Genomic DNA, 21,924 nt, shown 5'->3' on the forward strand with positions numbered 1-21,924 from the left:
ACCATGCTGAAAATAGCCGATCGCGATTTTCATTCCCGATTACTCATAGGCTCCGGCAAATACAGCAGTGCGGACGTTATGCAGAAGTCCCTTGCTGCTTCCGCTAGCGAATTAGTAACGCTGGCGTTAAAGCGCGTTGAACTTGAACGCCCCACTGACGACATTGTCACGCCTATACAAAACTTAGGTTTACAGCTTTTGCCAAATACCTCTGGTGCCAAAACTGCACAAGACGCTATTTTTGCTGCACGTCTTGCCCGTGAAGCTTTAGGTACCCATTGGCTTAAACTGGAGATACACCCCGACCCTAACTACTTGCTGCCAGACCCCATAGAAACCCTAAAAGCCGCTGAAGCTTTGGTAAAAGAGGGCTTTACCGTACTGCCCTACTGCGGTGCTGATCCGGTATTGTGCAAACGCTTAGAAGAAGTTGGCTGCGCGGCGGTTATGCCGTTAGGCGCCCCCATAGGTTCAAACCAAGGCCTGGTTACTCGAGACTTCCTACGAATTATTATCGAGCAGGCATCGGTGCCGGTCATTGTCGATGCGGGCATTGGCGCGCCAAGCCACGCCGTTGAAGCCATGGAAATGGGCGCAGACGCTGTGCTGGTGAATACCGCCATAGCCACTGCAAACGACCCCGTCGCTATGTCAAAAGCCTTTCGCGATGCGGTTATTGTTGGGCGTCAGGCCTTTGACGCAGGCTTAAGTCAAAACGCTTCGCTAAAAGCGTCCGCATCCAGCCCGTTAACGGAGTTTCTGGAGTCGCTATGAGCTTTTATACTACCTGGGAGCAGACCAGCTGGGATGATACCCGCCTGCAGCTTTACAGTAAAAACGCGGCTGACGTTGAAACCGCTTTAAGCAAAAAACATCTGAATACGGACGACTTCATGGCCTTACTGTCGCCGGCGGCGGAGCCTTATCTGCCCCTTATGGCCGAACGCTCACAGCAACTGACCCGGCAACGCTTTGGTAACACTCTGCACCTGTTTATTCCGCTTTATTTATCAAACCTTTGTGCTAATGATTGCAGCTACTGCGGCTTTTCTATGAGTAACCGCTTAAAACGCAAAACCCTGTCGCCAGCTGAAATCGAGCAGGAATGTCAGGCCATAAAAGCCAAAGGTTTTGACACCCTGCTGATAGTGACTGGCGAGCATGAAGCCAAGGTAGGTATTGATTACTTTCGTCAGGCGCTCCCCATTGTCAAACGCTATTTCAGCTATGTCATGTTTGAAGTGCAGCCATTGGCTACCCATGAATACGCTGAATTACGCACGCTGGGTCTGGATGCGGTTATGGTGTATCAGGAAACTTACCAGGCCGCTACCTATGCTAAGCATCACTTAAAAGGCAAGAAACGCGACTTCCGTTGGCGGCTTGAAACACCTGACCGCCTGGGCGAATGCGGTATCGATAAAATTGGCCTCGGCTCGCTGATTGGACTGGAGGACTGGCGTATCGACAGCACCTTTACCGCCATGCACCTGGATTATCTACGGAGACGCTACTGGCGCAGTCGTTATTCATTGTCATTTCCCCGGCTACGTCCCTGTGCCGGAGGTGTCGATAACGCAAAAACAATTTCTGATAAACAACTGGTTCAGTTAATTTGTGCGTATCGATTGCGGTTTCCCGATGTAGAGCTCAGCCTTTCCACCCGCGAACAACAAGCGCTTCGTGATGGGTTGTTTCGACTAGGTGTGACCTCGGTCAGTGCGGAATCTAAAACGCAGCCCGGCGGTTACGCCAACGAGCAACAAGAGCTGGAACAGTTTTCGATAGACGATGACAGATCAGTAAGTGAGGTAGCACAGGCAATTAGAGCGAAAGGATTACAACCGGTATGGCAAGACTGGCTTAACGAGCTATCCGCAATGCCACCTGAAACTTTTTCCAGTCCAGAGTAGCCACTAATAACAGCTCACGCAGCGTTAAAGTGCGTGGGTTAATGCGCCCTTTATGATTCCACTGATGTCCACAGCTGGCTGCGGTCATAATGCGTTTATTGGGCTTCAGTAAGGTATCCTGAGTGTGCTCACCCTGCCCGGAAAAATCAAACCAGCCACGGTAGTTAAGGTGCAGACGCTTTTTATCAGGATCCACCCGGTCGATACTGTCCAGCATTATGGTCGTAAATTCAGGGGTTTGATAGCGAACCGGAACCACCAACCCCAAAGCGGCATGCTTAGCAAACCATTGGCTCTGCCCTTCAGCAGATATACCAGCTGAAGGAACTTTTGTCGGCTGAGGGGCTTGCCAGCTGGCGTTCTGAACATCCAGTTTTAACGGCGAATGTTGTACCGCGTTAAGACAACCATGAGCGGCGTGACGAATATAGTGCGGAAGACTGGCTAAACGACGTTGCAAAGCCGCAACAGGCATATCATTAACCTGCGCAAGTTGAGGTAATTCGCGTTCATACAGCGCTGAACACAGCTCGGCAAAATCGCCTTGCTGTGCCAGCGGCTGAAATATGTCCGCCTGTTGATTAGCCAGCGTTGACTTCCTGTCGTCCGCGGTAAGGCGCTTGGCCATTAAGATCGCCCTCTATACGCAATAATTGGTTGTACTTAGCAACCCGGTCAGAGCGACACAGTGAACCGGTTTTAATTTGACCCGCTGCGGTGCCTACTGCTAAATCGGCAATGGTGGCGTCTTCGGTTTCACCTGAACGGTGAGAAATAACCGCCGAATAACCCGCTTCACGCGCCATTGCTATAGCTGCTAAGGTTTCTGTCAGGCTACCAATCTGATTAAATTTAATCAAAATTGAATTGGCAATCGACTTGTCGATACCTTCTTTCAGAATACGCGTATTGGTCACAAACAGGTCATCACCGACCAACTGTACTTTGCTGCCCAGTTTTTCGGTTAAGACTTTCCAGCCGTCCCAGTCGCTTTCATCCAGGCCGTCTTCAATAGAAATAATTGGGTAACGATCGCAAAGCTCTGCCAGGTAGTCGGCAAACTCTTCCGCAGTAAAGGACTTGCCTTCACCGGACAATTCATATTTACCATCACGGTAGAATTCAGAGGCCGCGCAATCCAAAGCCAGGGTAATGTCGCTGCCCATTTTATAGCCCGCGTTTTCAACCGCTTCGACAATAACTTGCAAGGCTTCTTCGTTAGACGCCAGATTGGGTGCAAAGCCGCCCTCGTCACCAACTGCCGTACTTAAACCGCGCTTCTGCAAAACCTTTTTCAGAGCATGGAACACTTCAGCGCCCATACGCAGGCCTTCTTTGAAGCTTTCAGCGCCAACCGGCTGGATCATGAACTCCTGAATATCCACGTTATTATCCGCATGTTCACCGCCGTTTAAGATGTTCATCATTGGCAATGGCATGCTGTATTTACCGCTGGTGTTGTTCAGGTTAGCAATGTGTTCGTACAGCTCGATGCCTTTACTCAAAGCCGCTGCTTTAGCCACCGCCAGAGAAACAGCCAGAATGGCGTTAGCACCCAGCTTTTCTTTGTTATCAGTACCATCGAGCTTTAGCATAATGTTGTCGACAGCGTCCTGGTTAGTCGCATCAATACCGCTTAATGCTTCAGCAATAGCACCATTAATGTTAGCAACCGCCGTTTCAACACCTTTGCCCAGGTAACGCGACTTGTCACCGTCACGCAGCTCCAGAGCTTCACGTGAACCGGTTGAAGCGCCACTTGGTGCCGCTGCACGGCCCATATGGCCCGACTCTAAATAAACGTCAGCTTCAACGGTTGGGTTACCGCGGGAATCCATGATTTCGCGACCAATAACTTTAACAATATTACTCATGCTTTAATCCTGTTTAATGCTTAATCATTAGCCGGGTTATTAACCCAAACGCTCTTTATGAAATTCGCCTGCAGCTTCTATAAAGCCTTTAAATAACGGGTGCCCGTCACGCGGCGTTGAAGTGAATTCCGGGTGGAACTGTACCGCAACAAACCAACGGTGTTTCGGGTTTTCCAGAATCTCAACTAACTGCTTGTCATGCGAGTAACCCGTGATTTTTAAGCCTGCTTTTTCCAGCGGCTCAATGTAATGGTTGTTTACTTCGTAGCGATGGCGGTGACGCTCTTCAATGGTTTCTTTGCCATACATTTTAAGCGCTTTAGAACCTTTTTCTAAATGACATTCCTGTGAACCAAGACGCATCGTGCCGCCTAAGTCGGAATGCTTGTCGCGCAGTTCTTTTTGACCACTGGCGTCCATCCATTCCGTGATAAGACCAACTACCGGGTCACTGCAATTTTCATCAAACTCAGTGCTGTTAGCGCCGGTTAAACCAGCAACATTACGGGCAAATTCAATCATTGCCACTTGCATGCCTAAGCAAATGCCTAAGTAAGGAATGTTATTCTCGCGTGCGTATTTTGCCGCAATAAGCTTGCCCTCAATACCACGATCACCAAAACCGCCTGGCACCAAAATAGCATCCACATCTTCAAGTTTAGACGTACCTTTGGTTTCTAAGTCTTGAGAGTCGATGTAACGAATGTTTACCGTTAAACGATTTTTAAGGCCGGCATGAGCCAGCGCTTCGTTCACCGACTTATAGGCATCCGGCAGTTCAACGTACTTACCAACAAAACCGACGGTCACTTCACCATTCGGATTAGATTCTTGATACAGAACCTCTTCCCATTCATGCAAGTCGGCTTCGGGGCAATCTAAATTAAAGCGCTTGGTGACTATGTCATCCAAACTCTGGGCCTTTAACATAGAAGGAATTTTGTAAATGCTGTCTACGTCGCGCAAGCCAATAACCGCTCGCTCTTCTACATTGGTAAACAAAGCAATTTTCGAACGCTCTGTTGCCGGTAAGGAGCGATCCGAACGACACACCAATACATCTGGCTGAATACCAATAGAACGCAGTTCTTTCACAGAGTGCTGAGTCGGCTTGGTTTTCACCTCACCTGCAGCGCCTAAGAATGGCACCAGAGTCAGGTGCATAAATAAGGTGTGATCACGACCTATTTCCGTGCCCAACTGGCGAATAGCTTCAAGGAAAGGTTGTGACTCTATGTCACCTACCGTGCCGCCAATTTCAATAATGGCAATATCAAAGCCTTTACTGCCTTCAATAACACGACGTTTAATTTCGTTGGTAATGTGAGGAATGACCTGAATGGTCGCTCCTAAAAACTCACCTTTACGCTCACGGCGGATAATGTCTTCATAGACACGGCCGGTGGTGAAGTTGTTGCTGCTGGTCATACGGGTGCGAATGAAACGCTCGTAGTGTCCCAGGTCAAGATCGGTCTCAGCCCCGTCTACAGTGACAAAAACTTCACCGTGCTGAGTTGGGCTCATGGTACCCGGATCTACGTTAATGTAGGGGTCCAGCTTCATGATGGTAACGTTGAGGCCCCGTGCTTCTAGAATTGCCGCCAGAGAGGCCGCAGCAATGCCTTTACCCAGCGAGGATACAACTCCGCCGGTTACGAAAATATAGTTTGTCGCCATGTGATACCTAGTTGGTCAGGTCAAATTTGGGATTGCATTCAGACGGGAAAGTAGTATACCGAAAGACCGCCCCAACAACAAATAAAAAGCGCGCCGCCTAGTCTTTTGCAAAGCTCTTTTGTTAGTATAGCGCCAGCCAAACCCATCTGGAGTTACCTTATGTCATCCTGCTGTGGCACCACCGCACAAGAACACATCGATAAAGCACAAAGACGATTGTTATGGACTGTACTGGTTCTTAACGGCGTTATGTTTTTCGTTGAATTTATTGCCGGTTTGTTAGCACAGTCCAGTGGCCTTATTGCTGACTCACTGGATATGTTGGCCGATACATTGGTTTATGCGGTCAGTTTATACGCAGTTGGCAAAGCCATTAAATACAAAGCCAATGCCGCAATTTTTAACGGTACACTACAAACCGTCCTAGCGCTGATGGTTTTGGCTGATGTGTTGCAACGTTTAATTTTTGGCAGCCAACCCAATGCAAACATGATGTTATGGGTGGCAGGCTTAGCGCTGGTGGTTAACGTGCTTTGCTTTGCGCTTTTATACAGTTCCAGAAACGGTGATATTAATATCCGCGCCAGCTGGATATGCTCTCGCAATGACATGCTCATGAACACGGGTGTAATTGCTTCTGCTCTGCTGGTTGCTCAGCTAGACATGGCATGGCCAGATTTACTGATAGCCACAGTAATTGCTTTAATTGTGCTGCGCTCTGCAATACGCATTATTCGCGATGCTCGAGCAGTAAAAGCCGGTGATAAAACCGATATTTCGGGATGTTGTGGTTAATTTTCTCGCTAAAACTTAAAGTTCATCGACTTTTTGTTCAGGTTCGTTGCTTATTCTTCGCTTCTTTCGCTAGAAAAGCTTTTTCAAGATCTACGTTGTAACGGTTAGCAATAGCGCATAAATAAATAAAAACATCTGCCAGTTCATCATTGACCTCACCGATCTCAGATTGGTGATCTATCGCTAGCCCTTCAACTTTTCTAACAGCATTAAATAACTCACCCACTTCCTCTCCGAGCAGCAAGCACTTGTCTTTAACGGTTTGTTCAGAAAAACCCCGTTCCGCTTCAAGCTCAGTAACATATTCCTGAAAATCGGCTAAAGTAGGCTGGCTTTTTAAAGTCGGCATTATTTCTTGCGCTCTCTAGCTTCCTTTTCCTTTTTGCAGTTAATTTGGTCTTCAGGATGACCATAACTGCACTCTTCTTTCATTTCACCCAGAATAAGTGCCGCTCCTGTATAGATAGCCGCCGTAGAAGGTTTATCGGAAGAGTCGGTAGGATGAGTCAAATAGTAAAGCATGTCCGAACTTGTGCATCCCGATAAAAGTAAAGCGCCGAGAAGTAATAAAATTTTATTCATATAAAAACCTTTTATTCTGAGACCCGAACGTCATTTTTAATCACTAATGCCGCTACATAGATTAACGCCAATGGCGGGATAAAAGCTAGAATAAGCCCAATTAAGGTTGCCAGCTTAGGTGTTTGTGTTTTCCTTTTCCCAAGGTAGTAGCTTAAAATGACTATTATTGGGATAAAGATTAAAATTACTTGACCTAACAGTGTTGCATTAATATTCAAAACTTAATTCCTTATGTCGTTAAACGATTGATTCGTTCTTAGCCCACTTATAGCCTTCAAACAGGCTTCATTGGAAAAGTTTCTTACACGTTAATCTTCTTACCTTTTAGATGAGCAATTCTCAATATATTCATGGTCATCCGGGGCTTCTTTTATCGCAAAGTTTAACTGAACGGTCTTTAATATCGGTGTACGCCCCGAATTTTTTTCAGTTGCTTCCCACCTCCATTTTTGAAGTGCCGCAACCGCGTAGTCATCAAATACACCCTTTGGATAAGATGAGCGAACTTCATACCCTTTAGCGCGTCCATCTGAACCAATACCTACAGCAACTTTGACGCAACCGGATACATCATTCCGCGCGGCTGAAGCCGGGTATTGAGGAGGGATACGTTTGCTGATAGTCCAGTACTCATCAGCAAGTTCCGAGTGCTCCGCAGCTGACAGATCCAGGAATTTTGTCTCTGTCTTATCGCTCTGGGTATTTGAGCTACAAGAAATAACGAATAGCGTGCTCGCAAAAATAATACTTACTTTTTTCAACGCCCTGTCCTTAAGCTTAAATAGCCTTCCAATGCAAAGTTGAAACATTATTTATACAGAATTATATACCTAATTAAAAGATCAGTTCAGGATCTCTAAAGAGATTCCGCTAGAAAAACATCACGAATACTTCACATGAAACCTTATTTACTTTTAAGTTGCTTATCATGACTCTTGGACAAGATAAACAACGAGAGAATGGCACCAATCAGAGCAAAGCCCATGTCAGATTGAGTATCCCAAGCGTAACCCTGAGTACCAAGAAAAGCTTCAGCATCCTCACCGGTTGCAAGGGCAACCCACCATTCCAGTAACTCGTAAAACGCGCTAAAGGCCAAGCATATTGAAACAATAATAATGTTGCGCCAGACAGTCCCGTTCACAATGTTTTTTCGAATTAATATTTCTCTTGCCAACAGCGCAGGCACAAAGCCCTGAAAGAAGTGACCTAACTTGTCATAATTATTTCGCTCTGCGCCGAAGAGCCCCTCGAAGAAAGGTACTTCCGCGTATGTGTAGTGTCCGCCCACCATTAAAACCACACAATGCACCAGAATAAATGCATATAGCAGAGGCGTTAAACGAAATGAATTATAAGTGAGAGCCACCAGCACAGCCCCAATTACCGCCGGAGCTACTTCAAGCAACCAGGTAAATGGGTCTTTAGGGTTAATACCCGACCAGACTAAAACTATGGTAAAAATCACTATCCAGAGGTATTTCATGGGAGTCTCCTAGTGGCACTACTCAGAGTGCAGCTTATTTAAATACTCTTTCAACACCACGGCATTATTGTGCTCAGTATCTTTAGAGGAATACAGCAATGTGACTTTTTCACTACTAGCTTTGCTTGCTAAGTCGCGTAAGGCTTCTTTGTGTTTTTTTAATTCAGACAAATACCGATTGCGAAACTCGCCCCACTCAGAACGATTACTGTGAAACCATTTACGAAGCTCATTGGAAGGCGCTATGTCTTTTATCCATTCATCAAGTTTGGCTGCGTCTTTTGAAATGCCACGAGGCCACAGCTTATCCACCAAAACTCTGTAACCGTCGTCAGATGATGGGTCGTTATAGATGCGTTTAAGCTGGATAGTCATACTCTAACTATTCCTTGTTCGCAGTGTCCCTTCGTAGCAACTTAAATACTCGCTGATATAACCATGTGGCGGCCATTGCAATTGCTACAAACACGCCTAAATCAATTAGGAAATTAGGAATATTGAAGCCATCACTTATTGGGTTGTACTTTGAGCCTAAGTTATACATAAGTACTTCAGTCAGAATTACAGCAATAATAATAGGTACAACAGTAGACCCAAATGGCTGCCGAGCAGTTGACTCACTCATGGCTATGCTCCCGAATATCCGTTAGCACGTTCTTCACTAAATTTGCACATGCGCCAACAATAATTATCGGCATCAGAAAAATGAGCAGGTAATTCATATCGCCGGCAAATATTGAAATGACTTGGATGAAAACGACAGGCACTACCGCTAGAAATACAGCAAACCCCGTATGTTTTTTAATGATTGAATTGAGCTCTTTCTGGGTTAGGTTAAACACGTTATTCCCCTGCCTTTATCACCAACAGATATCAACCTGACGTATTCATAATCTCCACTAAGAACTTTCCGCTTCAAGTGCTTTTCGCTTTCGATAAGGCTGGATTAAAAGCCTCCAGACCCAATAGCCAGTTGCAATTGCATAAAGCACATTTTTACCTAAAAACATCCCGTCAAAACCGGTACCTGGCCAAAAGAAAAGGATATCAACCACTGCTCCGATGAAAACTAATAAACAAACAACAGCGACTATAAACAAAAGGGAATCTTTTAAATCTTTCATTACTTACTCCCAGTTACTGCACCATCATACCGCGAGAGTATATAATATCTTCACCCGGGCAAGAATATTCTGGCTCCATCGTTGAGCAAGCCTGGCCGGCTTTATCGAAACAGAAGTCAAAACGCGTTTGGGTTTTCACAGGCTCAGAAATAATGTTGTTGGAAAGGTCTTTCCATTTCCAGTTTGTAACGACGTCTTGGGCTGTCGCGGCGAAATGCTTGTTAGTCGACTTAACAACCACGATGTCTCTGACGTTATTCTCAGGCGTTATTACGTATTCAATGGTAGCGCAACCTTCCGTTGAATTAATAACAGCTTGCTGAGGATACCTTGCCGGGAACCGTTCCAACTGCGCCCACTTCGATTTGCCAAGCTCATTATCCACAACCGGTAGATTGGGATACTCAACAGTAGTGCTGGTAGTTTTGCAGCCACTAATCAACAGTGCGCTTATTACCAAAATAAAAGAGAAAACAGTAAAGTGTTTAGTCATGAATAATTAATTCCTGGAGTTAGGCTTAAGAGAGTGATAAACCGCAAAAATGACCGTGCAGAATACGCCAACAAAAATAGCGCGATACCAGTCTGCACCGGAGATCCCATTCGTCAATACTTGATAGATAGCCACACCAGCGCCAATTCCCAGGCCAGTGAATAATGCATTCTTCATTTTTATTCTCCGCCTATTGCAGATACCTTGAAATCCATAATTGCCTAAAAGCAGCGATATCTATGCATCCGACTTGTTTTCTTTATTATTAATGTACTTTGAGAACTGGTTTTCCAGAGAAACTAAAGCCGCAGCAACACCACCAATCAGCAAAAAGAAAATGCAAGATGCGAACCCCCACACCCCGGTAAGAATCGATGGAATCCCGAATCGTGGTGAGGATATGGTTGCTCCGTCTCCGAGGCTATGTGTTCCACCAGTAAAGAAGATTAGAAGTATAAACCCAATTGAGAAAAGCAGAATAAGCAAGCCTATGATAGTGGTTGCTCTTGCAGCAAACAGAAGTAAACCGAGCTTTTCAGTTTTAATTTTTGAATAAGGGTATAACGTCATAGATTTCCTCAACGCTGTAATCCGTTAACAACGGTGATGCTTGCTTGAAGTATCATTTGACCGTTCGATGTATGACTTCAACCAGCTGTATTAGCTTGTTATATACTAAAACTGATAACCAACCTGCAGCAGAACACCACTGGTTGAGTCATCGTAATCCGAGTTTGTCGCGTGCGCAGAAACACCGAAAGTAAAGCCCGGTTTATCTATTCCATTCATAAAATAGGTATAACTGACACCCGCCCCATAATATTCATTCTCATAAACATTCAAGTTTCCGTTCTCTATCCTAGCGTTAGTCTCATGGCCCGCTTTGGTTACATAAACACCTAAGCCGTGTTTATTTGAGTTAGAGTTAAAAAGATCGGTGACGATCCAACCAGCACCAAAACCGCAGGTAAGCCCATAGTTTGAGCTGTACTCTACACAGCCAGCCGATAGATATTTCATGTCAGTCCTGGACACCAGAGCGACATTTGCACCTAACCCGCTATAAGCAGGTCCGATACCAACACCAACAGAATATTGCTTATCCGCGTCAAGTTCATTGGCACCTGCTGAAATGGAAATTAACGAGACAAGTAGCCCTAATTTTTTCAAAATACATCCTTATATTAAGTTAATAATTACCAGGTAAACGGAATGTTTAATATTGATCAAACACTAAACTATAATCACTATTCAGAACCAATGTATAAAATATGTTAACAATCATAAAGAAGTGAAACTTGAAAAGCAAAGGTTGATTACAAACCTTATCTGACATGAATATTGGGATACGCTACGCCATTAACCCTGCTTGGCTTGCTGCCAAAGAGCTTCAAGTTCATCGAGGTTGCAGTCGGTAGCGTTTTTACCCTGCTCACTCAAGCGCTGCTCTATAGTCTGAAAACGGCTTTTGAACTTTTCATTGGCGCGTTGCAGTGCGGCTTCGGGGTTTACTTGTTTGTGGCGGGCTAAATTTACAACGGCAAACAGCAGGTCACCAATTTCCTCTTCAATGTGGTCCTGGTCTGTAGCTTCTTTTACTTCCTGTATTTCTTCGTCCACTTTGGCGTAAACAGGCTCCGCCTCGGTCCAGTCAAAGCCCACTGACGCAGCACGTTTTTGCAGCTTAGCGGCTTTTAAAACGCTGGGCAGTTGACTGGGAATGTCATCAAACACGGAGCCTTTAGCGTCTTTCTTTGTACGCTCCTGCTGCTTTATTTGTTCCCACTGAGCCTTAATTTCCGCGTCGGACAAGTTGCGCTCGGCATCAGTACCAAATACATGAGGATGTCGGCTTATAAGCTTATCGGCGGTGTGTGCAGCTATGTCATCGAGCTCAAACTGCTGTTCTTCTCGCGCTAACTGGGCGTAGAACACCACCTGAAAGAGCAAATCACCCAGTTCGTCCTTTATCGACTGCCAGTTTCCCGACTGAATAGCATCAACAACTTCATAGGTTTCCTCAATGGTGTAAGGAATTAACGAGGTCATGTTCTGCTTTAAGTCCCATGGGCAACCGCTTTCCGGATCTCGCAGCTGTGCCATAACCTGTTGCAGCTGTTGCATTCCTTTCACTGAGGTACCTCCACTGTTTTATTGGCTGATGTTTTAAAGGGCTAATGTTTTAACGTGATTCGCTGGATCTGTTCAACACCGTGCACCTGTCGCAGTCTGTCCATAATTCGACTGAGTGCGTCGCTGTCTTTTACCGTTAAGGTTAACACCACCGTAGCTGACTGTGACTGAGCATCGCTTTCACTGTCCATTTGCGCTACCGCAGCCTTTTCGTTCGACAACACGCTGGTGATATCATGCAGAAGTCCGTTACGGTCTAATGCGGATACTCGCAGACTGGCACGGTATTCCTGTTTGGAGTGCCCCGACCAGGACACTTCAATGCCGCGTTCAGGGTGTTGATGCAATAAATGCGTTAACTGATCACAGTCTCTATGGTGCACAGATACGCCCCGGCCCTGAGTAATAAAACCGGTAATAGGCTCACCCGGCAAGGGCTCGCAACAATTGGCAAAGTGCATCATTAAATTACCAATGCCTTCTACCGTTACATCAGACTTCGGTGTTTTCGGCGACTGCTTGGCTTTACGACGTTTAGTTAAACGCTCAACTTTTTCTACTTCGGTTTCCTGAGGTTTCAGGAAATTAACCACCTGATGCAGGCGCACATCACCAGCACCAATGGCGGCGAGTAAGTCATCCAGTGTGGGTACATTAAATCGCCCTACCGCTTTGCTCGCGTCCTGCACATGCAACTGATGCTTCTGCAGTTCGTTTTCCAGCAGCTCTTTACCCGCCTGAAGGTTCTTTTCTCTGTCTTCTTTTTTGAAGTAGGTATGAACCTTGGCTCGCGCCCTAGAGGAATGCAAATATCCGAGCTGTGGGTTAAGCCAGTCGCGCCGTGGTTGAGCATTCTTCTGAGTTAAAATCTCAACCCTGTCACCATTCTGCAATTGATAGGTAAAAGGCACAATGCGACCGTCGATCTTTGCGCCAATACACTTGTGGCCAACCTGGCTGTGAATATAATAAGCAAAGTCCAGCGGCGTAGAGCCCATGGGTAAATCGACTACCTCGCCTTTCGGGGTAAAAACGTAAACGCGGTCTTCAAATACCTGCGAGCGAATTTCATCCACCAGAGTTTCGCTGCCGGCCATATCTTCGTGCCAGGCTAATAGCTTACGCAGCCAGGCTATTTTGTCTTCAAAGCCGTGACGTTTACCAGCCGACGCGCCTTCTTTGTACATCCAGTGCGCGGCTACGCCCAGCTCGGCGTCGTCGTGCATGTCGTGCGAACGTATCTGAATTTCAACGTTTTTGTGCTCGGGGCCAATAACCACCGTATGGATAGACTGATAACCGTTTGGCTTGGGTGTTGCCACGTAGTCATCAAACTCGGACGCGATATGCCGCCAGCGCGAGTGCACCACACCCAAGGCTGCGTAGCAGTCTTTCAGATTGTGCGTCAGAATACGTACAGCACGAATATCGAACAGCTGATCAAACTGCAGATGCTTTTTCTGCATTTTTCGCCAAATCGAGTAGATGTGTTTAGGGCGTCCGTAAACGTCCGCATCGATACCTTGCTGTCTCAGCGCGTTTTGCAGCTCAGAGACAAAATTATCAATATATTGCTCGCGGTCGGTCCGGCGCTCATGCAGGCGTTTGGCAATGGTTTTATAGGTATTAGGGTGCAAATAGCGAAAGGAGATGTCTTCCAGCTCCCATTTCAGCTGGCCTATGCCTAAGCGATTGGCCAACGGCGCGTAAATTTCAGCACACTCTTTGGCGGCCAGCACCCGAGTTTCTTCATCGGCTTTTTTCACTTCACGCAGGTAGCAGATTCGCTCTGCCAGTTTTATCAATACGGCACGCACGTCTTCTACCATGGACAATAGCATGCGTCGCACATTATCTATTTGGCCGCCGTCGGGCTGGCCGTGCTGAAAATGCTGTAAGTCACCGATACTCTGCATTTGTTGCACATTGCGCAACAGCACTACCAGGGTTTTAGACTGTTTACCGTTTAATTTATCTAAATCGAGTTTGCCGGCTTCTAAAAGAGGCATATACAGCGCCGCCAGCAGCGATTCGGCATCGAGCTTGAGCGGAGCCAGTATTTCAACCATTTCCTGGCCTTTTAACAGCGCTGCTTCTTCTTTCGGAAATTGCTGCTTTAACTGCTCCAGAGTGCTTTCTAATGGCTCAGGATCACTCACAGCGTTCAGCCAATGCTGTTCACTGTCTTTATACTTGGGATCATCCACGTGGGTACTGCGTACATGGACCATGATTTACGACGCTCGTTCCAGACAAACCATGGTTTCAATGTGATGCGTTTGCGGGAACATGTCAACTGTGCAGAGCTTAGTTATACGGTAGTCGGAGCTCTTTTTATCAGATTTTAACCCAGCGATTATAGCCAAGTCGCGCGCGAGTGTGTCAGGCGCACAAGACACATACACAATTCGGGAAGGTCGTTGCTCAGGTTTGAGCTTTTTGAGTAATGTCATAACACCTTCCGCGCCCGGACGTGCCGGGTCCAGACACCATAAATCTGCAGGGTTCTTTAAGTCGGACGCACTAATGTCATTCAAGTCAGCAGACAGCGGCGTTAAGTTATTCAAACCGTTGGCTTCTGCGTTGCTGAGCGTTTGCTTCGCCATGCGGTAGACTCCTTCGACGGCTAACACAGATTTCGACCGGCGTGCCAGTGGAATGCTGAAATTACCAATACCTGCGAAAAAGTCATACACTCGCTGTGTTTTCTCAGGTGCTAGCCAGTCGATCGCCTGCTGCACCATACGTTCGTTAATACCGCCGTTAACCTGCAGAAAGTCACCCGGCTGAAAGTAGAGTTTGTCGCCGTCTATGGAGGTATCAAAGGGTAAACCTGCGTTGTTCAGTGGCGTTAATTCGTTTTCGCTTTGCAGCCAAATATCGATATTATGTTCTGCCTGCCAGCTCCCTAGTGCCTGCAGAGCGTCTTTTGGCAAGCTGTCCGTTATACGCAATAAAATAACTGGCTTATTGGTGCGAATAGCTTCTAAATGGCCCAGCTTAGTTGCAATACTTGAAGTATTCAGTACCGGATACAGCCTATTCACAGCTTGCAACAAACTTTCGTCGGCCACTAAGCAGTCATCAACCGCAACAATCTGATGGCTTTGCGCTTCCCGGAAACCAATAAGCAGCTTTTGCTCTTTGCCTAACCAGCGCGTTGCTAACCGCACTCGCCTGCGGTACCTTGTGGGCTCGCTAACTAGCGGTGCCTGCCAGGGCAAACTCTCAGTCGCTGAGTCAAACACACCGAACTTCTGGAACAGCTCTTCCACCACTTGTTGTTTGTGGCCTAACTGATAACTTTCAGCCACATGCTGAAAGTCGCAACCACCGCATTGGTCATAGTATTTACAGGGAGCATCCCGGCGGTCAGCGCTTGGCTCCAGAATGCGTTCAAGCGTGCCACTATGCTTGCCGGTTGTTTTGTACTGAATAACTTCGCCGGGTAAGGCCCCCATAATAAAGCGTGTTTGCTTTTTACTACCCTCACCCCGGATAACCGCCCGCGCCTGATGATCCAACGCAGAAACCTGCGCTCTCAGGGTTTTACTCACGGATTTATTACGCTTCTGCGGTTTAAAGAATTGCGCCATTTTGGTTGTTTTTAACCCAGTTTATTCAGATTCTAAAATGACCGTTGCCACGGCGTAATGCTGCTCGTCACTTATCGACAAATGACTTGCAACAACCCCCATCTCTTCAATCCATTGTGCGGCAGTATCTGTGAAATGCCAGCCCGGCTTACCGAACTCGTCGTGAATCACTTGCATATGTTGGAATGAAAGTCCGGCCGAAATACCCCGCCCAAAGGCTTTAGCACAAGCTTCTTTAGCGGCAAATCGTTTGGCTAAATACGCCGCTTCGTCTACCGATGCGCTCATTTCTTCCTGTTCTGTCGGGGTCAATACACGCTTGGTCAAACTATCGCCTCGCGCTAACGACTTCTCGATACGAGACACTTCAATGATGTCCGTACCCAGTCCTACTATCGCCATTATCTTGCCTTATCGAGTATCTCCCGCATATCGCGGACAGCTTTATCCAGACCATCTAGTACCGCACGGGCAATAATAGAATGACCAATGTTCAGTTCTACCATTTGTGGTATTTGTGCAACTTCTAACGTGTTGTGGTAGTGCAGACCATGTCCGGCGTTTACCTGCAACCCAATAGAGTGCGCATATTCAGCAGCTTCCATTAAGCGAGCTAATTCCCGTGTTTTCTCTTGCTCGGTTTCTGCTTCAGCGTATTGCCCCGTATGCAGTTCAATAATAGGGGCACCAGCATTTTTAGCGGCGTCTATTTGCTCGCGGTCAGCATCAATAAACAATGATACCTGAATACCAGCCTCAGTCAGTCGTTGAGTTGCCTGGGTAATAGAGTTCAGTTGACCAGCAACATCAAGGCCGCCTTCTGTCGTCAGTTCTTCACGCTTTTCCGGCACCAGGCAACTGAATGTCGGCTTTGTTTTTATCGCTATATCCAACATTTCCTCTGTTACGGCCATTTCTAAGTTCATTGGCACATTCAGAGTCTGCTTTAGCATGGCAACATCGCGGTCAGTAATGTGGCGACGGTCTTCACGCAAATGAATGGTAATGCCGTCAGCACCTGCACGCTCGGCAATGCCAGCCGCAGCAACGGGGTCGGGGTAGCGCACGCCTCGTGCATTACGCAAAGTGGCTACGTGGTCAATGTTAACGCCCAGGCGCAGACCTTTCATCATTTAGCTCCTTTCGCTTAGGTGGCTTCCGCGGAACAGTTCACGACTGCGCAGTGGTTTATCGCCTAAGTAAACAGATAAAGCGTCACGCATAATGTATTTCAATTGCCGTAAACGGCTCTCGTCATCAACGTCCCAGGCGGCCAGTTTTTCAATATCAGCCACCAAATACGCTCGTTGTTGATCATCTCTGGCTTGTGTCACAAAACCATGATCGGGAATAAAATAACACCGGTCGTAATTCGATAATGCCTGACCACTATCAGCATCATAATACCAGTCAAAAGCAGCGCCAAGGTGTTGCAACAAATGCCATTCGAACTGACGTAAAGCTGGCTCTACACGCTCACTAGCGGTCATATTATGCAAAGTGGATAAATAACTTTGGAACAATTCAGAAGCTTCACCTTCTGCTGGTACCAAGCGCTGAATCAGCTCATTAAGGTAAAAGCCGCTATAGAGTTTCTCGCCTTGTAGCTGCAACCTTTCGGTGGTCTGCTGCGGCTCGAGTAAGGTTAAGGTTTTTAACTCGCTGCGCCCCTGAAACTCGGCCAGTAGAGGTATAAAGGGCTGAGCCAGACCACGCCACGGGCTTTTCGGGCGTTTTGCGCCTTTGGCAACAACCCGGACTCGACCGTCATCTTCGGTGAATAAGTCCAGTATCAGACTGGTTTCCTGATAGTCCCAACGATGCAACACCAGTGCCCGCTGCGCCACTGTTTAGTCCTCGCGGTAACCCAGACTCTTCAATGCACGCTCGTCGTCTGACCAGCCCGATTTCACTTTTACCCAAAGCTTCATCATCACCTTATTATCCAGCAGTTTTTCCAGGTCACGACGAGCTTCAGTGCCTATCGTTTTTAACTTACTGCCGCCCTGCCCAATAATCATACGCTTCTGCGCGTCGCGCTCTACCAGTATTAACGCATGAATATGGGTAGTTCCCTTATCAGAATGGCCGAACTGCTCAATTTCTACCGTGGTTTCGTATGGCAGCTCGTCGCCGGTAAAACGCATCAGTTTCTCGCGAATAATTTCTGCCGCCATAAAGCGTACTGAACGATCGGTAACATAGTCTTCCGGATAATAGTGATACCCCGGTTGCAAATGACTGCGGACAATTTTGCGCAACTCGTCGATATTATCGCCGTGAGTCGCCGATATTGGCAAAATAGCAGCAAATGAATGCTGTTCATTCAACCACTGCAAATGCGGTAATAATCGTTCTTTGTCTTTAAGCTGATCAACCTTATTGACCAATAGTACAACAGGCGTTTTGCTGCGCTGAATTTTCTCCAGCACCATTTTGTCATCTTCCAACCACTTTAAGTTTTCAACAACAAAGAGCACTAAGTCGACGTCTTTTAGAGCAGACGAAGCGGTTTGGTTCATCACACGGTTAATCGCACGGGGTTCTTCTTTATGCATACCCGGCGTATCCACATAAATAGCCTGGCAGTCGCCATCAGTATCAACGCCCAGAATACGGTGTCGGGTCGTTTGAGGTTTATTGGAGGTAATACTGATTTTTTGTCCAAGCAAATGGTTAATCAGTGTCGACTTACCTACGTTAGGACGACCTACGATGGCAACAAAGCCACTGTGTTTATTCTCATCCAGTTCAATATCCAGCGTCATGCGCTCTCCTGCAAATGTCCTAAAGCGGCCGTTGCTGCTGCCTGTTCGGCTTTACGGCGGCTGGTACCTGTGCCTTTAAAAGGGTCATCGATACCTTCTACAGAACAGTTTACGGTAAATTGTTGGTTGTGAGCCTGACCCTGCGTAGCAACAACGTCGTACTCGGGTAAAGGCTGTTGGCGTGATTGCAGTAATTCTTGCAATCGGGTTTTAGGGTCTTTCTGACTGACGCCTGGCTTAATTTGTTCCAGTTGTGGTTGAAACCAGTTCAGTATCACTTGGCGGACAGTGTCTATTTCACTATCGAGATAGATGGCGCCTATAATTGCCTCTACTGCGTCAGCCAATATAGATTCACGACGATACCCGCCGCTTTTCAGCTCGCCTTGCCCCAGAGACAAAAAGTCACCCAAGCCCATCTTCTTACCAAGCTTAGCCAACGAGCGCCCACAGACTATGGCTGCGCGCATACGGCTTAAATCACCTTCGGCGACATTAGGAAACTGCTGGTATAGAGCCTCGGCTATAACCAGCCCCAAAATGGAGTCACCTAAAAACTCTAAACGTTCGTTATGATTCGATGACGCACTACGGTGGGTCATTGCCTGCCGCAGCAAATCCTGCTGTTCAAAACGATGACCAACAATTTTTTCCAGTTCCGTGAACGGTGGTCTGGGCAAACTCACTCAATACTCCCTAGCCTTTCAAATCGAACTCCGGTAGGAACCCATGACGGCAACCAACTATCGCGACTGCGATCCATTTCAAAACTCATCCAGATAAATACGGCTCTACCGACCAGTAATTCCTCATCAACAAATCCCCAGTAGCGGCTGTCACGAGAGTTATCGCGGTTATCACCCATTGCAAAGTATTGGCCTTCCGGTATCACCCATTCATCTCTTTGGGTGCCCGGCTGATTAAAGTACATTGCCATACGTGACGCAACACGCGGGTCTACGAGAATGTCGTGAGTTACGTTACCTAAGTCTTCGCTGTATGTCCGTAGCGGTGACGAACCGGAAAAGTAGGTTCCGTCTTCTTTTAATGACGATTTAACGACTTTCATTTCTTCACAGTCGCGTTGACCTTCAGCACACGCCGGTTGAATATAAAGCGTTTTATTACGGTATATAATGCGATCACCGGGCAAGCCCACGATACGTTTTATATAATCAATATTTGGGTTTTCCGGATACTTAAACACAGCGATGTCGCCGCGCTCAGGCTCAGTTGTCTCAACTAAGGTTTCCTGAAAAACAGGGTCTTTAATACCGTAAGAGAACTTCTCTACCAGAATAAAGTCACCTTTCAGCAAAGTTGGCATCATTGAGCCGGAAGGTATCTGGAATGGCTCATACAGCACAGTACGAACCACTAACACCAAAGCAATAACAGGAAAAATGGACTCACTCAGTTCCATTAATTTAGGCTGAGGTGCAAGGCTCTCTCTTTGTTCATCGGTTAAAGCACTGGTTGTTTTGTTCTCAACCTCAGCAATAACCGCTTTGCGCTTTGGCTTTAATACTCTGGCATCGTAGAGCCAGAACAATCCGGAGATAACAGTAATAAAGGTTAAAATAATTGAAAAATAATTGGCCATTTCCTATTTGCCCACTTTTAAAACCGCAAGGAAGGCTTCCTGAGGCACTTCAACGTTACCCAGGTTCTTCATGCGCTTTTTACCTTCTTTTTGTTTTTGTAAAAGCTTCTTCTTACGACTAATGTCACCGCCATAACATTTAGCTGTTACGTTTTTACGCAGCTGCTTGACCGTTGAACGTGCAATAACATGGTTGCCAATGGTCGCCTGAATCGCGATATCAAACATTTGCCGTGGAATTAACTCACGCATTTTATCAACCAGCAACCGGCCTCGCCCTTCCGCATGATCACGGTGAGTGATCATTGCTAAAGCATCGACGCGGTCGCCATTAATCAATATATCGACACGAACCATGTCCGCAGGTTCAAATTTCTTGAACTGATAATCTAACGATGCGTAGCCACGGCTGGTCGACTTTAATCGGTCAAAGAAGTCCATAACCACTTCAGCCATAGGCAGTTCGTAAGTTACCGAGACTTGTTTACCATGATAAGCCATGGCAGTTTGCACACCACGCTTATCAACACAAAGAGTGATGACATTCCCCAAAAATTCTTGAGGAACCAAAATATTAGCTTCTACAATCGGTTCATAAATGGTTTCGATATCGTTAACCGGCGGCAAGTTAACCGGGTTATCAACTTTCACCATGCTACCGTCAGTTTTTTCAACTTCGTAAACCACGGTCGGCGCAGTGGTGATTAAGTCAATATCGTACTCACGTTCAAGTCGCTCCTGGATAATTTCCATGTGCAACATACCAAGGAAGCCACAACGGAAACCAAAGCCAAGCGCTGCTGAGTTTTCTGGTTCATAGAAAAGCGAGGCGTCATTTAACGACAGTTTCCCTAAGGCATCACGAAACGACTCGTAGTCGTCCGAGCTTATCGGGAACATACCCGCATAAACCTGAGGTTTTACTTTTTTAAAGCCCGGAACCGGTTCTTTCGCCGGATTACGCGTGTTGGTCAGCGTATCCCCAACCGGAGCACCTAAAATATCCTTAATGCCAGAAATTACATAGCCCACCTCACCGGTATGCAAAATACCGGTTTCGTGCGGTTTAGGGTCGAAATAACCAACTTTATCTATTTGATGAGACTGTCCGGTAGACATCACAGTCATCTTCTCACCAGCACGTAAAGTACCATTACGCACTCGAACTAAAGAGACCACGCCCTGATAGTTATCAAACCAGGAATCGATGATCAGGGCCTGTAATGGCTCTTCTGGTTCGCCCTTGGGCGGCGGTATTTGCCGGACAATGCGCTCAAGCACGTCGTCAATACCTAAACCAGTTTTAGCCGAACACTGAACTGCATCAACCGCTTCAATGCCCACAATGTCTTCAATTTCCTGAGCAACACCCATGGCATCGGCTTGTGGCAGGTCAATTTTGTTCAGTACCGGTACTACTTCCAGGTCCATTTCAATTGCGGTGTAACAGTTTGCCAACGTCTGGGCTTCTACACCCTGAGCAGCATCAACAACCAGCAAGGCACCTTCACAGCCAGCTAATGAACGTGATACTTCATAAGAAAAGTCAACGTGTCCGGGCGTGTCGATAAAGTTTAGCTGATAGGTCTCACCGTCTTTTGCTGTGTAATAGAGCGTTACACTTTGCGCTTTTATCGTAATACCGCGTTCGCGCTCCAAGTCCATGGAGTCCAGCACTTGCTCGGCCATTTCGCGGTCTGTCAGTCCTCCACAATGCTGGATCAAGCGATCCGACAAGGTCGATTTACCGTGGTCAATGTGAGCGATGATCGAGAAGTTACGAATATTACTTTGCTTGAACGCCCTATTCGGCATTGATGATACCTCTGTAAAACTAAATTCTGGAACTTAAAAAATTAGCCCCGATCATACTCATGTTA

29 protein-coding genes are annotated in these 21,924 nt (G+C 46.7%); 3 read left to right on the forward strand and 26 right to left on the reverse strand.

Going from position 1 to position 21,924, the window contains the following annotated elements:
* Window positions 1–3: 3 nt before the first annotated feature.
* Together K5X84_RS07090 and thiH are read left to right on the forward strand one after the other, a co-directional pair.
* Window positions 4–774, forward strand: coding sequence for a thiazole synthase (locus K5X84_RS07090; RefSeq protein WP_222235429.1), 771 nt, complete (start codon window positions 4–6; stop codon window positions 772–774).
* A complete protein-coding gene (gene thiH, locus K5X84_RS07095; RefSeq protein ID WP_222235430.1) occupies window positions 771–1,913 on the forward strand; it encodes a 2-iminoacetate synthase ThiH in 1,143 nt (380 codons plus the stop codon). The genes K5X84_RS07090 and thiH overlap by 4 nt, the downstream gene beginning before the upstream one ends.
* Here thiH and K5X84_RS07100 read toward each other — a convergent pair.
* From K5X84_RS07100 to K5X84_RS07110, 3 genes are read right to left on the reverse strand one after another with little or no spacing between them, the layout of a single operon-like run.
* Entirely contained in the window at window positions 1,864–2,541 is a 678-nt protein-coding gene (locus K5X84_RS07100; RefSeq protein WP_222235431.1) for a hypothetical protein, read from the reverse strand. The two genes, thiH and K5X84_RS07100, sit on opposite strands and share 50 nt — an antisense overlap.
* A complete protein-coding gene (eno, locus tag K5X84_RS07105) occupies window positions 2,495–3,787 on the reverse strand; it encodes a phosphopyruvate hydratase (protein WP_110014058.1) in 1,293 nt (430 codons plus the stop codon). Before eno ends, K5X84_RS07100 begins: the two co-directional genes overlap by 47 nt.
* Before the next feature lie 39 nt (window positions 3,788–3,826).
* Window positions 3,827–5,464, reverse strand: a complete 1,638-nt coding sequence (locus K5X84_RS07110; protein WP_199494951.1) for a CTP synthase — start codon at window positions 5,462–5,464, stop codon at window positions 3,827–3,829.
* 159 nt (window positions 5,465–5,623) lie between these two features.
* Here K5X84_RS07110 and K5X84_RS07115 point away from each other — a divergent pair, with 159 nt between their 5' ends.
* Window positions 5,624–6,259: a cation diffusion facilitator family transporter gene (locus K5X84_RS07115; RefSeq protein WP_222235432.1), complete on the forward strand. Its 636-nt coding sequence runs from the start codon at window positions 5,624–5,626 to the stop codon at window positions 6,257–6,259.
* A 37-nt stretch (window positions 6,260–6,296) separates the two neighbouring features.
* Here K5X84_RS07115 and K5X84_RS07120 read toward each other — a convergent pair whose 3' ends face one another.
* The 23 genes from K5X84_RS07120 to lepA form a co-directional block, all read right to left on the reverse strand.
* Window positions 6,297–6,608 (reverse strand): MazG nucleotide pyrophosphohydrolase domain-containing protein, encoded by a 312-nt coding sequence (locus K5X84_RS07120; protein ID WP_222235433.1) that lies wholly within the window; start codon window positions 6,606–6,608, stop codon window positions 6,297–6,299.
* On the reverse strand, window positions 6,608–6,841 hold the full coding sequence (locus K5X84_RS07125; protein WP_199494953.1) for a hypothetical protein: 234 nt from the start codon (window positions 6,839–6,841) through the stop codon (window positions 6,608–6,610). The genes K5X84_RS07120 and K5X84_RS07125 overlap by 1 nt, the downstream gene beginning before the upstream one ends.
* Before the next feature lie 11 nt (window positions 6,842–6,852).
* Window positions 6,853–7,059 (reverse strand): hypothetical protein, encoded by a 207-nt coding sequence (locus tag K5X84_RS07130; RefSeq protein WP_222235434.1) that lies wholly within the window; start codon window positions 7,057–7,059, stop codon window positions 6,853–6,855.
* A gap of 99 nt (window positions 7,060–7,158) precedes the next feature.
* Entirely contained in the window at window positions 7,159–7,602 is a 444-nt protein-coding gene (locus K5X84_RS07135) for an energy transducer TonB (protein WP_222235435.1), read from the reverse strand.
* Window positions 7,603–7,745: 143 nt separating this feature from the next.
* Window positions 7,746–8,327 (reverse strand): DUF2238 domain-containing protein, encoded by a 582-nt coding sequence (locus K5X84_RS07140; protein WP_222235436.1) that lies wholly within the window; start codon window positions 8,325–8,327, stop codon window positions 7,746–7,748.
* 18 nt (window positions 8,328–8,345) lie between these two features.
* A complete protein-coding gene (locus K5X84_RS07145) occupies window positions 8,346–8,702 on the reverse strand; it encodes a DUF488 domain-containing protein (RefSeq protein ID WP_222235437.1) in 357 nt (118 codons plus the stop codon).
* A 7-nt stretch (window positions 8,703–8,709) separates the two neighbouring features.
* Window positions 8,710–8,952, reverse strand: coding sequence for a hypothetical protein (locus tag K5X84_RS07150; RefSeq protein WP_222235438.1), 243 nt, complete (start codon window positions 8,950–8,952; stop codon window positions 8,710–8,712).
* Window positions 8,945–9,169 carry a hypothetical protein gene (locus tag K5X84_RS07155; RefSeq protein ID WP_222235439.1) on the reverse strand — a complete coding sequence of 75 codons (225 nt, stop codon included), beginning with the start codon at window positions 9,167–9,169 and terminating at the stop codon, window positions 8,945–8,947. Before K5X84_RS07155 ends, K5X84_RS07150 begins: the two co-directional genes overlap by 8 nt.
* Before the next feature lie 57 nt (window positions 9,170–9,226).
* Window positions 9,227–9,451, reverse strand: a complete 225-nt coding sequence (locus K5X84_RS07160; RefSeq protein WP_222235440.1) for a hypothetical protein — start codon at window positions 9,449–9,451, stop codon at window positions 9,227–9,229.
* 13 nt (window positions 9,452–9,464) lie between these two features.
* Window positions 9,465–9,944 (reverse strand): energy transducer TonB, encoded by a 480-nt coding sequence (locus K5X84_RS07165; protein WP_222235441.1) that lies wholly within the window; start codon window positions 9,942–9,944, stop codon window positions 9,465–9,467.
* A 6-nt stretch (window positions 9,945–9,950) separates the two neighbouring features.
* Window positions 9,951–10,121 (reverse strand): hypothetical protein, encoded by a 171-nt coding sequence (locus K5X84_RS07170; RefSeq protein WP_159430337.1) that lies wholly within the window; start codon window positions 10,119–10,121, stop codon window positions 9,951–9,953.
* Window positions 10,122–10,181: 60 nt separating this feature from the next.
* The gene (locus K5X84_RS07175; protein ID WP_222235442.1) at window positions 10,182–10,514 is read right to left on the reverse strand and encodes a hypothetical protein; all 333 of its coding nucleotides are present in this window, start codon (window positions 10,512–10,514) and stop codon (window positions 10,182–10,184) included.
* A 105-nt stretch (window positions 10,515–10,619) separates the two neighbouring features.
* Entirely contained in the window at window positions 10,620–11,114 is a 495-nt protein-coding gene (locus K5X84_RS07180) for a hypothetical protein (RefSeq protein WP_222235443.1), read from the reverse strand.
* A gap of 189 nt (window positions 11,115–11,303) precedes the next feature.
* Window positions 11,304–12,068 (reverse strand): nucleoside triphosphate pyrophosphohydrolase, encoded by a 765-nt coding sequence (gene mazG, locus K5X84_RS07185; protein WP_244994836.1) that lies wholly within the window; start codon window positions 12,066–12,068, stop codon window positions 11,304–11,306.
* Window positions 12,069–12,118: 50 nt separating this feature from the next.
* Window positions 12,119–14,308 carry a GTP diphosphokinase gene (relA, locus tag K5X84_RS07190; protein ID WP_222235445.1) on the reverse strand — a complete coding sequence of 730 codons (2,190 nt, stop codon included), beginning with the start codon at window positions 14,306–14,308 and terminating at the stop codon, window positions 12,119–12,121.
* A gap of 3 nt (window positions 14,309–14,311) precedes the next feature.
* Entirely contained in the window at window positions 14,312–15,673 is a 1,362-nt protein-coding gene (gene rlmD, locus K5X84_RS07195) for a 23S rRNA (uracil(1939)-C(5))-methyltransferase RlmD (protein WP_222235446.1), read from the reverse strand.
* Window positions 15,674–15,694: 21 nt separating this feature from the next.
* A complete protein-coding gene (gene acpS, locus K5X84_RS07200) occupies window positions 15,695–16,075 on the reverse strand; it encodes a holo-ACP synthase (RefSeq protein WP_199494189.1) in 381 nt (126 codons plus the stop codon).
* Entirely contained in the window at window positions 16,075–16,803 is a 729-nt protein-coding gene (pdxJ, locus tag K5X84_RS07205) for a pyridoxine 5'-phosphate synthase (RefSeq protein ID WP_199494203.1), read from the reverse strand. The genes acpS and pdxJ overlap by 1 nt, the downstream gene beginning before the upstream one ends.
* Before the next feature lie 3 nt (window positions 16,804–16,806).
* A complete protein-coding gene (gene recO, locus K5X84_RS07210; RefSeq protein WP_222235447.1) occupies window positions 16,807–17,520 on the reverse strand; it encodes a DNA repair protein RecO in 714 nt (237 codons plus the stop codon).
* 3 nt (window positions 17,521–17,523) lie between these two features.
* Window positions 17,524–18,441 (reverse strand): GTPase Era, encoded by a 918-nt coding sequence (gene era, locus K5X84_RS07215; protein WP_054488110.1) that lies wholly within the window; start codon window positions 18,439–18,441, stop codon window positions 17,524–17,526.
* The gene (gene rnc, locus K5X84_RS07220) at window positions 18,438–19,127 is read right to left on the reverse strand and encodes a ribonuclease III (RefSeq protein ID WP_222235448.1); all 690 of its coding nucleotides are present in this window, start codon (window positions 19,125–19,127) and stop codon (window positions 18,438–18,440) included. The genes era and rnc overlap by 4 nt, the downstream gene beginning before the upstream one ends.
* Window positions 19,124–20,044, reverse strand: a complete 921-nt coding sequence (gene lepB, locus K5X84_RS07225) for a signal peptidase I (RefSeq protein ID WP_222235449.1) — start codon at window positions 20,042–20,044, stop codon at window positions 19,124–19,126. Before lepB ends, rnc begins: the two co-directional genes overlap by 4 nt.
* 3 nt (window positions 20,045–20,047) lie before the next feature.
* Complete coding sequence (lepA, locus tag K5X84_RS07230; RefSeq protein ID WP_054488116.1) at window positions 20,048–21,859, reverse strand: translation elongation factor 4; 1,812 nt, start codon at window positions 21,857–21,859, stop codon at window positions 20,048–20,050.
* Window positions 21,860–21,924 lie beyond the last annotated feature (65 nt).

This window comes from Idiomarina abyssalis (assembly GCF_019797805.1).
Classification (GTDB): domain Bacteria; phylum Pseudomonadota; class Gammaproteobacteria; order Enterobacterales; family Alteromonadaceae; genus Idiomarina; species Idiomarina abyssalis.